8 protein-coding genes are annotated in these 14,322 nt (G+C 66.7%); 7 read left to right on the top strand and 1 reads right to left on the bottom strand.

Features of this window, described 5'->3' with window-relative positions:
- Positions 1 to 134: 134 nt before the first annotated feature.
- From ASE13_RS12120 to ASE13_RS12135, 4 genes are all read left to right on the top strand, one after another.
- Positions 135 to 827 carry a 2OG-Fe(II) oxygenase gene (locus tag ASE13_RS12120; RefSeq protein ID WP_056616001.1) on the top strand — a complete coding sequence of 231 codons (693 nt, stop codon included), beginning with the start codon at positions 135 to 137 and terminating at the stop codon, positions 825 to 827.
- Positions 828 to 898: 71 nt separating this feature from the next.
- A complete protein-coding gene (locus tag ASE13_RS12125) occupies positions 899 to 1,627 on the top strand; it encodes a hypothetical protein (RefSeq protein ID WP_200955700.1) in 729 nt (242 codons plus the stop codon).
- 67 nt (positions 1,628 to 1,694) lie between these two features.
- Entirely contained in the window at positions 1,695 to 4,466 is a 2,772-nt protein-coding gene (gene polA / locus ASE13_RS12130) for a DNA polymerase I (RefSeq protein WP_056616004.1), read from the top strand.
- A gap of 138 nt (positions 4,467 to 4,604) precedes the next feature.
- Complete coding sequence (locus tag ASE13_RS12135; protein WP_056616007.1) at positions 4,605 to 6,131, top strand: lipopolysaccharide biosynthesis protein; 1,527 nt, start codon at positions 4,605 to 4,607, stop codon at positions 6,129 to 6,131.
- 119 nt (positions 6,132 to 6,250) lie between these two features.
- Here the strand turns inward: ASE13_RS12135 and ASE13_RS12140 are convergent, their stop codons facing one another.
- Positions 6,251 to 8,413, bottom strand: coding sequence for a M3 family metallopeptidase (locus tag ASE13_RS12140; RefSeq protein WP_056616010.1), 2,163 nt, complete (start codon positions 8,411 to 8,413; stop codon positions 6,251 to 6,253).
- Between the two features lie 157 nt (positions 8,414 to 8,570).
- Here ASE13_RS12140 and ASE13_RS12145 point away from each other — a divergent pair, with 157 nt between their 5' ends.
- The 3 genes from ASE13_RS12145 to ASE13_RS12155 are packed head-to-tail and all read left to right on the top strand — an operon-like array spanning position 8,571 to position 14,312.
- Complete coding sequence (locus ASE13_RS12145; RefSeq protein WP_082596741.1) at positions 8,571 to 9,317, top strand: ImuA family protein; 747 nt, start codon at positions 8,571 to 8,573, stop codon at positions 9,315 to 9,317.
- The gene (locus ASE13_RS12150; RefSeq protein WP_082596742.1) at positions 9,235 to 10,965 is read left to right on the top strand and encodes a DUF6504 family protein; all 1,731 of its coding nucleotides are present in this window, start codon (positions 9,235 to 9,237) and stop codon (positions 10,963 to 10,965) included. The genes ASE13_RS12145 and ASE13_RS12150 overlap by 83 nt, the downstream gene beginning before the upstream one ends.
- On the top strand, positions 10,962 to 14,312 hold the full coding sequence (locus ASE13_RS12155; protein WP_056616016.1) for an error-prone DNA polymerase: 3,351 nt from the start codon (positions 10,962 to 10,964) through the stop codon (positions 14,310 to 14,312). The genes ASE13_RS12150 and ASE13_RS12155 overlap by 4 nt, the downstream gene beginning before the upstream one ends.
- Positions 14,313 to 14,322: the final 10 nt, after the last annotated feature.

Consider the following 14,322-nt stretch of genomic DNA (forward strand, 5'->3'; position numbering starts at 1 on the left):
CATCCCGGCGAACGCCGGGATCTCGTGCCACACGCCGTTCGCCCGCCGCCTGAGGTCCCGGCTTTCGCCGGGATGACGACTTCGAGCGCAAGCACCGGGGCGCCCCGCGCAACGCCGCGCTCTAGACCCGCGCCATGACCAACGACATCGACTGGACCGCCGCCGCCGACGCGCTCGACACCAACGGCTGGGCACTATTGCCCGGCCTGCTCGACCCCATCACCTGCAAGCATGTCTCCACCCTCTACGACGCCCCCGAACATTTCCGCAGCCAGGTGATCATGGCGCGGCACGGCTTCGGCCGCGGCGAATATCGCTATTTCGCCTATCCGCTGCCCGATCCGGTGCAAGCGCTCCGGACGCGGCTCTATCCGCCGCTCGCCGGGATCGCCAATCGCTGGCATGCCCGCATGGGCCTCGAACGCCGCTTCCCCGCCGCGCATGCCGAATATCTCGCCGAATGCCACAGCGCGGGGCAAGCCCGCCCCACCCCGCTGCTGCTCCGCTACGGTCCCGGCGACTATAATTGCCTGCACCAGGACCTGTACGGCGCCCACGTCTTCCCGCTGCAGGTGGCCGTCCTGCTCTCCGCACCCGGACGCGACTTCGCCGGCGGCGAATTCGTCCTCACCGAGCAGCGCCCGCGCATGCAGTCGCGCGCCGCCGTAGTGCCGCTCGCCCAGGGCGACGCCGTGATATTCGCCGTCAACCAGCGCCCGGTTCGTGGCGCCAAGGGCGATTATCGCGTGACGATGCGCCACGGCGTCAGCGCGGTGCATATCGGGAAGCGCCACACGCTGGGGATCATCTTCCATGACGCGACGTAAACCAACACTTGTATCGCTATCGTCACAATTATAGCGTGAATAGAGCTTCACCTCACGCAGGGAGAAGATCGATGGGCGACACCCCGAATTTCATCAACGAGTCCAACGACACCAATAATAGCGAGGTCGTCATCTTCGAGAGCGAAGCCGCGTCGCTCGCCGTATCGGACAGCAATGCCTTGCCCGTCATCGAGCTCAATTTCATCAACCTTTCGAACGACGTGAACAATAGCGAGGTCGTCATCTTCGCGAAGAACGCGGCGACGAACTTCGACGAGCTCGCGATCGCCTGGACGGTGATCAAGAATTGCGGTCAGGGCGACAATCACCCCTTCACCTATCCGATGGCTCAGACGATCAGCGCGAGCGACAGCTGGGGCAATTATACGGCGCAGCAGAATGCGCCACTCGGCCAGCGGTTCGCGATGGTGCTCGCCGCCTCGGGCGACCAATTGGTAGCGCAGGGCCCGGCTAGCTCCCCGCAGCAGATCGAGCTGCTCAACGGCCTGTCCCGGGGCTCGGTGAATGCGCAGATCTACAAGGACGGCAGGTTGTTCGCGATCAAGACCGACCTCGCGCCCCAGCAGAAGGCGGTGTTCACGTTCAAGCCGACGATCTGGATCGGCGTGGTATCGCAAGTCGATCCCGGCGACGTGATCGATTCGGCGATCCTTTCGGATATCAACACCGAGATCTCGCTGCTCGGCATCGTCAGCGCGGACATCGTGATGACCGGCGGCGGCGCGGGCCCCAACGCGACTCCCTTCGCCTTCACGCTGCAGAATGTCGTGATGGCCTGAACCCGCGGCGGGCGGGAACGCCGCTTGGGGCTTTGTTCCGCCCGTCCGCTCGGCTATCCCCGCGACGATGCCCCATCTCTATCTCGTCGACGGCTCCGGCTATATCTTCCGCGCCTATCACCGGCTGCCCCCGCTCACCAACAAGCATGGCGAGCCGGTCGGCGCGGTCTATGGCTATACGACGATGCTGTGGAAGCTCGTCGACGAGCTCAACAAGGCCGACGGCCCGACCCACATGGCGGTGATCCTCGACAAGAGCGAGCACACCTTCCGCAACGAGATGTACGACCAGTACAAGGCGCACCGCCCGCCCGCGCCCGAGGATCTCGTCCCCCAGTTCCCGATGATTCGCGATGCGACGCGCGCCTTCTCGCTGCCCTGCATCGAAGAGCTCGGCTGGGAGGCGGATGACCTGATCGCGAGCTATACCAAGGCGGCGCTGGCGCAGGGCTGGAGCGTGACGATCGTCAGCTCCGACAAGGATCTGATGCAGCTGATGACCGATCCGTCGGTCGATATGCTCGATACGATGAACAATCGCCGCCTCGGCCCCGCGGATACCGAGGCGAAGTTCGGCGTCGGGCCCGAGAAGCTCGGCGAAGTCCTCGCCTTGATGGGCGACAGCGTCGACAATGTCCCCGGCGTCCCCGGCGTCGGCCCCAAGACCGCCGCCAAGCTGATCCTCGAGCATGGCGATGTCGAGGCGGTGCTCGCCGCAGCGCCCTCGATGAAGCCCGGCAAATTGCGCGACAATCTGATCGAGCATGCCGAAATGGCGCGGCTGTCCCGCAAACTCGTCGAGCTGAGCTGCGACGTGCCGCTACCCGATCCGCTCGACGAGCTCGAACTCAAGGGCATCCCCGACGCGCCGCTCCGCGCATTCCTCGAGCATCATGGCTTCCGCACCTTGCTCAACCGGCTCTCGGCGGTGGCGGATGCGCCGGTCGAGCACCACGAAGTGCCGGGGCTGGAGGAAGATCCGCCCTGCGATCACGATGCCTATGAAACTGTCGTCACCGAGGCGGACCTCGACCGCTGGATCGCCGAGGCCACCCACCAGGGCTGGGTCGCGATCGATACCGAGACCACCGGCGTCGATGCCACCCGCGCCGAATTGGTGGGCGTGAGCATGGCGCTCGTGCCCAACAAGGCGTGCTACATTCCGATCGCGCACGGCGGCAGCGACATGTTCGCCGAGAAGCCGGTCCAGCTCGATCGCGCGATGGTGCTCGCGAAGCTGAAGCCGCTGTTCGAAGACCCGGCGGTGCTCAAGATCGGGCACAATCTCAAATACGACATGATCGTGCTGGGGAGAGCTTATAAGGATTTGGGCGGGATAGACGTCGCGCCCTATGACGATTCGATCGTGATGAGCTTCGATCTCGATGCCGGCCTGCACGGCCACGGCATGGACGAGCTCGCCGCGACGCACCTGTCGCACAGCTGCATTGCCTATAAGGACGTGGTCGGCACGGGGAAGAGCCAGCTCGGCTTCCACGAAGTCGATCTCAAGGCGGCGACGCGCTACGCCGCCGAGGACGCCGATGTGACGCTCCGCCTGTGGCGGCGGTTCAAGCCGCGGCTCGCTTATGAGAGCGCGACGCGCGTCTACGAGATGGTCGATCGACCCCTGGTCTCGGTGATCGCCGGCATGGAGCGCGCCGGCGTCAAGGTCGATGCCGGGGTGCTTTCGCGGCTCTCGGACGAATTCTCGAAGCAGATCGCGGCGCTCGAGGAGGAAATCCACGGCATCGCGGGGTTCAAGTTCACCATCGGCAGCCCCAAGCAATTGGGCGACGTGCTGTTCGACAAGATGGGGATCAAGGGCGGCCGCAAGGGCAAATCGGGCGTCTATTCGACCGACGTCAACGAGCTCGAGCGGATCGCCGCGGACAAGGATTCGCCCGGTCGTGAGATGGTGGCCAAGGTGCTCGACTGGCGACAGCTGTCGAAGCTCAAATCGACCTATACCGACGCGCTGCAGGCGCAGATCAATCCCGAGACCGGCCGCGTCCACACCAGCTACTCGCTCACCGGCGCGCAGACCGGGCGGCTCTCCTCGACCGATCCCAATCTCCAGAACATCCCGATCCGCACCGAAGTGGGCCGCCAGATCCGCGACGCGTTCGTCGCCGAGCCGGGCAATGTGATCCTCGCCGCCGACTATTCGCAGATCGAACTCCGTCTCGCCGCGCACATCGCCGACGTGCCGGCCTTGCGCACCGCGTTCGAGAATGGTGACGACATCCACAACATGACCGCGATGGAGCTGTTCGGTGAAGTCAATCGCGACACGCGTGGAAGGGCGAAGACGATCAACTTCGCGATCCTCTACGGCATCTCGCGCTGGGGCCTGGCGGGGCGTCTTGACGTCACTCCGGACGAAGCCCAGGCGATGATCAACCGCTATTTCGAGCGCTTCCCCGGCATCAACCGCTACATCGCCGACACGCTCAACGAGGCCAAGGCGCGCGGCTACACGACCACTTTGTTCGGCCGCAAGACGCATTTCCCGCGGCTCAAGGCGGCCAACCCCAATGAGCGCGCGGGCTCCGAGCGCGCCGCGATCAACGCGCCGATCCAGGGCACCTGCGCCGACATCATCAAGCGCGCGATGGCACGGATGGGCCCGGCCCTGCTCGAAGCCGGGCTGGATGGTGTCCGGATGCTGATGCAGGTCCATGACGAGCTCGTCTTCGAGCTGCCCGAAGGCGATGTCGAACGCGCGAAGCCGGTGATCGAACGCGTGATGGCCACCGCCGCCGAACCCGCGATCAAGCTCACCGTCCCGCTCGGCGTCGAGATCGGAGTAGGCCCGAGCTGGGGCGCGGCGCATTGACCCTCCATCCCGTTCGCCCTGAGCTTGTCGAAGGGCGCCTCGCCATAGGCGGCGCATTTGCGGATGGCCGTGCTTCGACAACCCCGGATCTAGTCCGGGGACGAACGGGATCCCTTCGGCAGGTTCAGGGCGAACGTAATGGCTGAATCCGCACCCGCGCCCGCGGCCGACGACATCAACGCGCTCGCCAGGGGCGGGCGGACCAACATCCTCGGCTTCATCCTCCGCCTCGCCGCGCGGCTGCCCTTCCTGTTCATCGCGGGCCGCGCCTACGGGCCGGATATCGTCGGGCGCTATGCGATCGCGGTGCTGGTGATCGAAGTCGCCGCCCTGCTCGCCACGCTCGGACTCAAGCGCGGGCTCGCCCAGGCTTTGGCCTCGACCGATCGGCCGCACGCGCATGTCGTGTGGGACGGCGTGCTGGTGGCGTGCGGTGCCTCGGCGATCGCCAGCGCGGTGCTGATCGCCTTCCCGCAGGTGATGTATCCCAACAGCCAGGTGATGGGGCTCGAACGGCTGCTGCCTCTGGTGGTGTTCGCGGTGGCGGTGTCGGACGTCACGCTCGCGGCGCTCGCCTATCGCCACAATATCCGCGCCTCGGTGACGGCGCGCGCGATCGTCGAGCCGTGGACGATCAGCATCGCTGCCTGGGGCTTCTCCTTCGTCTCGTCGCGCGACGGGCTGATGTATGCCTATGTGCTGTCGATGCTCGCCGCGCTCGCCGCGTCGGTGGTGCCGTTCGTGCGCGAGTACGGCATGCCGCGCGAATGGCATCCGCGGCTGCGCGACATCCTCGCGCTGGCCCGCCGGAATGCCCCGCTGGCGGGTGCCGACGCGATCGAATGGGGCACGCGCAATGTCGATCGCTTCATCCTCGCTCTGCTGTTCGCGCCCGGCGTGGTCGGCATCTATTACATGGCGCAGCAGGTCGCCTCGATCCCGCAGCGGCTGAAGTCGAGCTTCGATCCGATCCTCGCGCCCGTCGTCACCAACAGCCTCGCCGACAACGACCGCGTTGCCGTCGCCAAGCAGGTCCGCCAGGTCGGCTTCTGGATCGTCAGTGCGCAGGCCGCCTGCTTGGTCGTCTTCGGCATTCCGGCCGGGGGCGTGATGGGGCTGATCGGCCCCGAATTCGTCGTCGGCGCGGGGGCGATGTGCATCCTGCTCGTCGCCGAGGTCCTCGCCTCGACCGGGGCGGTCTGCGAGACCGGGCTGATCTACATCGCGCGCCACCGCAATCTGATGATCTCGCTTGCGGTATTGCTGCTCCAGATCGCCCTCAGCTTCACCTTCGTCTTCGTCGCGCGCGCTGAGGGCTGGTCGGAGCCGGTCCAGGCCGCCGGCCCTGCCGTGGCGCTCGCGCTTTCGCTGACGATCGGCTCGGTGGCCAAGGCGGTGATGCTCCGCCGCCTGCTCGGCGCGCCGGTGGTCAGCATCCGCCCCAGCTTCTTCCTCGCGATCGGCGCGGCGGCATTGGTCGGCGCGGCGTTCACGTCGCTGCCGCGGCATTATGAATGGGCCGAATTGAGCATCGGCATGCCGGCGATCCTCGTCACCTTCCTGTTCGTGATGATCAAGTTCGGCTTCAGCCCCGAGGATCGCGCCTTGTTCCGCAAGACCCCTGCGGACGAGGAACCGACGCTGCCGGCCGCCGAGAAGCTCTAGGTCCGCTTTCACGGGAGAAAAGGGGGAATCGGATTGCGCGGAGCGTGCAAACTTCGGCGGTCATTTGTTCCCCGTTTTCCCTCCCCACGGTGCGAAAAGGGGAGAAGCGAAGACCGGCCTCACTCCACCGGAAATCCCCGCCGCCTGAACAATGCCTTCACGTCCGGATCGCGCCCGCGAAACGCCCGATAGGCGAGCTTGCGATCGGTCTCGTTGCCGGTCGACAGCAAAGTGGTCCGGAAGCGATCCGCGGTCGCCTTGTCCCAGACATTCCCCGTCTCCTCGAACGCCGCCCAGGTGTCGGCGTCCATCGTCTCGGACCAGAGATACGAGTAGTAACCCGCTGAATAAGCGTCGCTCGAGAACAGGTGGTTGAACTGCGGCAGCCGGTGCCGCAGCGCGATCTCCTTCGGCATGCCCAGCGCCTTCAGCGCATCGCGCTCGAACGCGGCCACGTCGGTCACCGGGGTCTCGCGGTCATGGAGCTGCATGTCGACGATCGCGTCGGCGAGATATTCGACCGTGTCGAAGCCCTGGTTGAAGGTCGACGACTTCTCGATCTTGTCGACCAAAGCCTGCGGCATCGGCGCTCCGGTCTTGTAATGCTTGGCATATTTGTCGAGTACGTCGCGAGTGAGCAGCCAGTTCTCGTTGACCTGGCTGGGATATTCCACGAAGTCGCGCGGCGTGCCCGCCAGCCCCGGATACGTGACGTTCTGGAGCAGGCTGTGGATCGCGTGGCCGAACTCGTGGAACAAGGTGGTCGCATCGTCGAGGCTGATCAGCGTCGGCTCGCCCGCGCCGCCCTTCACGAAATTATTGTTGTTCGACGCCAATGTGTTGCGGTGGCCGCCCAGCTCCTGCTGCCCGCGATAGCGCGTCGCCCAGGCGCCGGAACGCTTGCCCGAACGCGCATAGCCGTCGAAATAGAAGACGCCAATATTGCGGCCGGTCGCGGTGTCGGTCACCTCGAAGGTACGCACCGCGGGATCGAAGACGGGCACGTCCTTCACTTCCTTGAAGCCCAACCCGTAGAGCCGGCCCGCGGCGTAGAAGGCGCCTTGCAGGATGTTGTTCAGTTCGAGATACGGCTTCACTTCATTCTCATCGAGATCGTATTTCGCCTTGCGCACCTTCTCGGCGTAGAAGCGGTAATCCCACGGCTCGATCGTGATCTTCGCGCCTTCCCCCTTTGCACTTTCAGCGTCGGCCAGCGCCTGCATGTCGGCGACTTCCTGGCCGACGCGCGCGCGGGCCGCGGGCCAGACCGACATCATCAGCTTCATCGCATTGGCGGGGGTCTCGGCCATCGTGTCGTCCATCCGGTACAAGGCGTGGTTCTTGAACCCGAGCAGCACCGCGCGCTGCTGGCGCAGCTTGAGGATCTCGGCGATTACCGCCTTGGTATCATTGGCATCTCCATTGTCGCCGCGGCCGATGAACCCGCGCCAGACCTTCTCGCGCAGCGCCCGGTCGGTCGAGTTGGTCAGGAACGGCGCGACCGAGGAGCGCGTGTTCACCACCGCCCATTTGCCGGCCAGATTGCGCTCTTCGGCGGCGGCCTTGAGCGACGCCTTGAAGCTGTCGGGCAGCCCGGCGAGCTGCGCCTCCGAATCGAGCACGATCCACGTCTCCTCGTCGGCGAGCACCCGCCGGGAGAAGTCGCTGAACTGGGTGGCGAGCGCCTGATTGAGCCTGGTGACCTCGGCGCGCTGTGCGTCGGTCAGCGCGGCGCCGCGCCGCACGAAGCTGCGATAGGTGCGTTCGAGCAGCCGAAGCTGCTGCGCGTCGAGCTTCTGCGAGGCGCGGCTGTCATAGGCCCCCTTCACGCGGGCGAAGAGCTTGGGATCGAGGAACAATTCGTCGTAGAATGCCGTGAGCTTCGGGCTCCATTCCTTGTCGATCGCCTGCACTTCCTTCGTCGCGAGGTTGCTGGTGTAGACGCCCCACATGGATTGGACGCGATCCATCGTGTCGCCGGCGAGTTGCAGGGGCACGATCACGGTCTCGAAGCTGGGCATGCTCTTCGCATCGCGGATCGCGTGTATCTCGGTGCGCAGCGTCGCCATCGCCGCCTCGAACGCGGGCGGGAACATCGCCGGCTTGACCAATTGCCAGGGCGGCACGCCGCCATAGGGCCCGGTCCACGGCTCGAGCAAAGGCGCGGGATCGATCGCTGCAGCGGCGGGTGCGGTCTGGGTCTGCGGCATGGCGGCTCCGAAGGCGGGAAGGGTGACGATCGCCGTCGTGGCGATCAACGCGAGACGCAGCTTTTGGGTCATGAAAATCGGTCCCCCCGGAAAGGCGTGCTTTAGGATGGCAGCACACTAGGGGGCAGGGAAGCGCGAAGGCAACAGCGCTGGCGGGTTGACTCTTTGTTCCATTGGAACAGAATAGGAACATTCTCGTTTCCGAGTCGTGAGTAGCCGCTGCAGCCCGATGCCAGATCCCGCCGTTCTTGCCCAGCTTCGCGAGCAGTTGCGCGCGATGGAGACCCAGGGTTTCCGTCGCCGGCCAGTGCTGCCGTTCGGGATGCAAGCGCTCGATTCGCGGCTGGCCAATGGCGGGCTCAGGCTCGATGCATTGCACGAGATCGCCGCCGCTTCGAGCGACATGGCCGAGGATTGTGCCGCAACCCTGTTCATGGCGGGGATCGCCGCGCGTGCCTGGGGGCCGGTGCTCTGGGTGGTGCGGCGGCGTGATTTGTTCGCCCCCGGGCTCTCGCAGGTGGGCCTCGATCATAAGCGACTGATCTATGCCGAGGCACGCGACGATGCCGAATTGCTCGCGGTGATGGAAGAAGGCCTGCGCCATCGCGGGCTGGGCGCAGTGATTGGCGAAGTGAAGCGCGCCGACATGACCGCGAGCCGCCGGCTCCAGCTCGCGGCCGAGGGCGGGCGGACGATCGCCTTGCTGATGCGGCGGCATGCGCGTGAGGGCAGCGATCCATTGAATGCGACCTCGGCAGCGGTGACGCGCTGGCGGGTGGGCTGCGCGCCGTCGACACCGCTGCCGGTGGAAGGCGTGGGACGCGCGCGCTGGCAATTGGCGCTGGTGCGCCAGAAGGGCGGCGAGCCCTTCGAGATGCAAGTGGAGGCATGCGATGCAACGGGTCGCTGCGCTCTTCCTGCCGATGTGGCCGATCGAAAGGCTGCGGCAGGCGGAGCGGCACGCCGCGCCGCCTGAGCCGCGCGCGCCCGCAGCTGCCGAGCAGCAACTTGCCCGTTCGGTGCCGCGCGGCGGCGGCTGGCGCCCCGGCGCCCGCTGGGCGCGCGAGGACCAGCTCGGCCATGTCGCGCTGCCGCCCGATAGCGGCCGCTCCGGGGAGGAATTGTCTCCCCTCGTAACCAGCATCCGCGACGGCAATCGCATCGTCATCGCCGCCGCTTGCCCGCAAGCGCGCGCGCTCGGGCTCCCGCCCGGCATGGCGCTTGCCCAGGCGCGTGCGCAGGTCGCCGGGCTCGACATCCGCGATGCCGATCCGGAGGGGGATCGCGCGCATCTCGCCAGCCTCGCAGTGGCACTGGCGCGGCGCTGGACACCGACCGTGGCGATCGAAGGCGACGACACCCTGTTCCTCGATCTGACCGGAGTCGCGCACCTCCACGGCGGCGAGGCGCAGATGGTGGCCCGGCTGCGGCGCATGCTCGCCCGGCTGGGCTATACCGCGAGGATCGCGATCGCCGACACGCCGGGCGCAGCCTGGGCGCTGGCGCATTTCGATCGTCACCCCGGCGAAAGATGCTGTGCGTCAGGCCGGCATGCCGAAGCACTTTCGCCCCTTCCCATCGAGGCGCTTCGCATCGATCCCGCCGCAGTCGAATTGCTCCACCGCCTCGGCGTCACGCGCATCGCGCAGCTCACGGCAATGCCGCGCGCGCCCCTGGTCAAGCGCTTCGGCACGGGGCTCGCTCTCCAGCTCGATCGCGCGCTGGGACGATTGTCCGAGCCGCTGCATCCGGTCGTCCCGCCCGAACCGATCGCAATCGCGCAGCGCTTCGCCGAGCCGATCGCGACTGCCGAGGCGATCGAGCATTGGCTGGGCACGCTCGTCCCGCGGCTCACGGCCGCCTTGGCGGAAAAGGGCGTGGGCGCGACTCGGATCGAGCTGATCGCCGATCGGATCGACGGCGTGCCGCAGCGCATCCGCATCGGCCTCGCCCGCCCCAGCCGCGACGGCGCGCATTTGCTGCGGCTACTGATCCGCCGCATCGAACAGGTCGAGCCGGGTTACGGCGTGGATGCGCTCACGCTCCACGTCCGCCGGGCGCTGCCATTGGGTGCCGAACCTTTCACCGAGCGGCTCGACGAGGAAGCCGCGCCCGATCTCGCGCCTCTGGTCGACACGCTCGCGACGCGAATCGGGATGCGTGCGATGTGGCGCAGCCGCCCCGTCGAGAGCGACGTTCCCGAACGATCGGTGACGCGCATGGCCGTGCTCGATCCGCCGGCACGCATTGGGACACGCACGAAGATCGACGATGTCGGCCAGCTCGATCGCAGCCCGGCGCTCCACCCCTGGCATCCCGAATGGCCCAAGCCGGCGCGGCTGCTCGCCCGGCCCGAGCGGCTCGACCATGTCATGGCCGAGCTCCCTGACCATGCCCCGCGCCGCTTCACCTGGCGCGGGCAATCGCATCGCGTAATCCGCGCCGACGGGCCCGAACGCATCCAGGGCGAATGGTGGAAGCGCGATGCCGAACGCGCGAGCGTGCGCGACTATTTCCGCGTCGAGGACGAGGCCGGGCGCCGCTACTGGCTGTTCCGTTCGGGGGACGGCGAGCGTCCGGTGACCGGCGACCTCAGCTGGTATCTCCACGGCGTGTTCGGATGACCTGGTCCGAACTCCAGGTGACGAGTCATTTCTCGTTCCTGCGCGGCGCTTCGTCGTGCGAGGAGCTGTTCGCCACGGCTGCAATGATGGGCATGCCCGCCCTCGGTCTCACCGATCGCAACTCGGTTGCGGGGGTGGTCCGCGGACTGGTCGCCGCCGAGCAGATCAGTGCGCAAGGGCATGCCATCCGGATGATCCCCGGCTGCCGGCTCGATTTGGTCGACGGCACCTCGCTGCTCGTCTGGCCCGAGGACCGCCTCGCCTGGAGCAGGCTCACGCGCCTCCTCACGCTCGGCAAGAGCCGGGCCGACGCACAGCATGGCGAGAAGGGCAAATGCTTCCTCCATTGGGAGGACGTCGCCGAGCATGCCCAGGGACTGGTCGGCGCGCTGGTGTCCGGGCTCGCCGATCCCGGCGACGCGCTGGCATTGCGCTGGATGGCGGACATTTTCGGAGCACGCGGGCATGTCTGCCTCATTTGGCATCGCCGGCCGGGCGACGCACTGCGTATCCACCAGCTGGATGCAACGGCTAAGCGCTTCGGCCTGACGCCGCTCGCGACCGGCGACGTGCTCTACCACCATCCCGACAAAAGGATGCTGCAGGACGTAGTCACTGCGATCCGCGAGAAATGCACGATCGACGAACTCGGCTTCCGCCGCGAGCGCAGCGCCGATCGGCACCTCAAGTCGCCGGACGAGATGGCACGGCGCTACCGCGACTATCCCGGGGCACTGGCCGCCGCCGAAGCGATCGTCGAGCGCTGCACTTTCGACCTGCGCGAACTGGGCCAGCTCTATCGCTATCCCGACGAAGTCGTGATGACCGGGCGCACCCCGCAGGCGGCGCTGGAGAAGCTCGCCCGGGATGCGCTCACCCTCAAATTCCCCGACGGGACGCCGCCCGATTATGCCGATTTGCTCGACAAGGAGCTCCTGCTGGTCGGCAGGCTCGGTTACGCGCCCTATTTCCTGACGGTCAATTCGATCGTCCAGTTCGCGCGCGCGCAGAAGATCCTCTGCCAGGGGCGCGGCAGCGCGGCCAATTCGCTGATCTGCTATCTGCTCGGCGTCACGTCGATCGATCCGATCGTGCACCAGTTGCTGTTCGAGCGCTTCATCTCGGGCGCGCGCGGCGAGCCGCCCGACATCGACGTCGATTTCGAGCATGAACGGCGCGAGGAGGTGATCCAGTGGATCTACGAGACCTATGGCCAGCGCCACGCCGCGATGACCGCCGTAGTGAGCCGTTTCCGCTCGCGCGGCGCGCTGCGCGAAGTGGGCAAGGCGTTGGGATTGCCCGAAGACCTGACCGGCGCGTTGTCGAGCCAGGTCTGGGGTTGGTCGAACCAAGTCGATGACGAACATGCCGATGCGCTCAATCTCGACCGCAAGGATCCGCGCCTTGCGCTGACGCTCGAATTGGCACGCGAGCTGATCGGCACGCCGCGGCATTTGTCGCAACATCCCGGCGGCTTCGTCCTCGCCCACTTCCGTGTCGACGAGATCGTGCCGATCGAACCTGCCGCGATGGTCGACCGCCGCGTCATCGAATGGGAGAAGGACGATCTCGAAACGCTCGGGCTGATGAAGGTCGACGTCCTCGGGCTCGGCATGCTCGGCTGCATGCGGCGTGCCTTCGATCTGCTCGCCGAGCACAAGGGCGTGCACCTGACGCTCGCCTCGGACGAACTCCAGCATGACGACACGCCGACCTACGCGATGATCCAGCAGGCCGACACTCTCGGCGTGTTCCAGATCGAGAGCCGCGCGCAGATGTCGATGCTGCCGCGGCTCAAGCCCCGCGAATTCTACGACCTCGTCATCCAGGTCGCGATCGTGCGGCCCGGGCCGATCCAGGGCGACATGGTCCATCCCTATCTCCGCCGCCGCGAAGGCAAGGAGAAGCCGGAATATCCCAAGCCCGAACTCAGGGCGGTGCTGGAGAAGACCTTCGGCGTGCCTCTGTTCCAGGAACAGGCGATGAAGGTCGCGATCGAGGGGGCCGGCTTCACGCCCGAGGAAGCGGACGCGCTGCGGCGCTCGATGGCGACGTTCAAATCGACCGGCGGCGTCACCCATTTCCGCGACAAGATGGTCGAGGGCATGGTCGCCAACGGCTATCAACGCGATTTCGCCGAGCGGACCTTCAAGCAGATCGAGGGGTTCGGAAGCTACGGCTTCCCAGAGAGCCACGCCGCCAGTTTCGCCAAGATCGCTTATGCATCGAGCTGGATGAAATGCCATCATCCCGACGTGTTCTGCACGGCGTTGCTCAATGCGCAGCCGATGGGATTCTACGCCCCCGCGCAGCTGATCCGCGACGCGCGGGGACACGGTGTCGAGGCGCGGCCGGTGTGCATCAACGACAGCGACTGGGACACGCGGATGGTGCCCGAGGGCGTGAATGCGCGGCCACGGCATTCGGCGTTCTGCGGGACTGACGAGGACTGGGCGAGCCTTCAACCGGTCCGGCTCGGCATGCGGAGCGTGCAGGGATTTTCGAAGGACGACGCCCAGGCGATCCTCGATGCCCGCGCGCGCGCGCCGTTCGTTTCGATCGAGGATGTCTGGCGGCGCTCAGGCGTCAAGCCGGCGGGGCTCGAACGGCTGGCGCGCGCCGATGCCTTCCAGGCGCTGGGGCATAATCGGCGACAGGCATTATGGGCGATCAAGGGGCTCGGCCAGAAGCCACTCGACTTGTTCAGCGCCGCGGATGCGCGCGAGGGCCGGACTGTGCCCGAGGCCATGGAACCGCAAGTCGCATTGGTGCCGCTGACCGAAGGCCGCGAAGTGGTCGAGGATTACCGCGCGACGCAGCTCAGCCTGCGCGCGCATCCGGTGACCTTTCTGCGCGAACGGCTGGCTGCGCGGCGGATCGCGAAATGCGCGGACCTGAGGGACCTGAAGGACGGCGCGCGCGTCGAGGTCGCGGGTCTCATCCTCGTCCGCCAGCGGCCGGGCAGCGCCAAAGGCGTGGTGTTCGTGACGCTCGAGGACGAGACCGGCATCGCCAATGCCGTGCTCTGGGCCGATCGGTTCGAGGCGAACCGGCGCACGGTGATGTCCGCGACGATGCTGGCGATCCGCGGCAAGGTGCAGCGCGAAGGCATCGTGATCCACGTCGTCGCCGAGACGATCACCGATCTCACGCCGTGGCTGCGCGAAGTGGGCGAACTCGAATTGCCGAACATGACCATGCCCGGCGACGGCGCGACGCATGGCGGGACGATCGATCCGCGCGACCGGCTCGAGCTGCCGCGCCAGCGCGCGCTCGAAAGCTGGCCGCCGCGCCGCAGCCTCAAGGCGCCGGACCTGATCCCGGTGCGCTCGCGCGACTTTCACTAGGAGAATGACC

The sequence above is a fragment of the Sphingomonas sp. Root241 genome, from assembly GCF_001428865.1.
In the GTDB taxonomy this organism is placed as follows: Bacteria; Pseudomonadota; Alphaproteobacteria; order Sphingomonadales; family Sphingomonadaceae; genus Sphingomonas.

Excerpts from the sequence above, each read along its gene's own strand:
- ASE13_RS12120 (WP_056616001.1), top strand. The coding sequence starts at position 135 with ATGACCAACGACATCGACTGGACCGCCGCCGCCGACGCGCTCGACACC.
- ASE13_RS12125 (WP_200955700.1), top strand. The coding sequence starts at position 899 with ATGGGCGACACCCCGAATTTCATCAACGAGTCCAACGACACCAATAAT.
- polA (WP_056616004.1), top strand. The coding sequence starts at position 1,695 with ATGCCCCATCTCTATCTCGTCGACGGCTCCGGCTATATCTTCCGCGCC.
- ASE13_RS12135 (WP_056616007.1), top strand. The coding sequence starts at position 4,605 with ATGGCTGAATCCGCACCCGCGCCCGCGGCCGACGACATCAACGCGCTC.
- ASE13_RS12140 (WP_056616010.1), bottom strand. The coding sequence starts at position 8,413 with ATGACCCAAAAGCTGCGTCTCGCGTTGATCGCCACGACGGCGATCGTC.
- ASE13_RS12145 (WP_082596741.1), top strand. The coding sequence starts at position 8,571 with ATGCCAGATCCCGCCGTTCTTGCCCAGCTTCGCGAGCAGTTGCGCGCG.
- ASE13_RS12150 (WP_082596742.1), top strand. The coding sequence starts at position 9,235 with ATGCAACGGGTCGCTGCGCTCTTCCTGCCGATGTGGCCGATCGAAAGG.
- ASE13_RS12155 (WP_056616016.1), top strand. The coding sequence starts at position 10,962 with ATGACCTGGTCCGAACTCCAGGTGACGAGTCATTTCTCGTTCCTGCGC.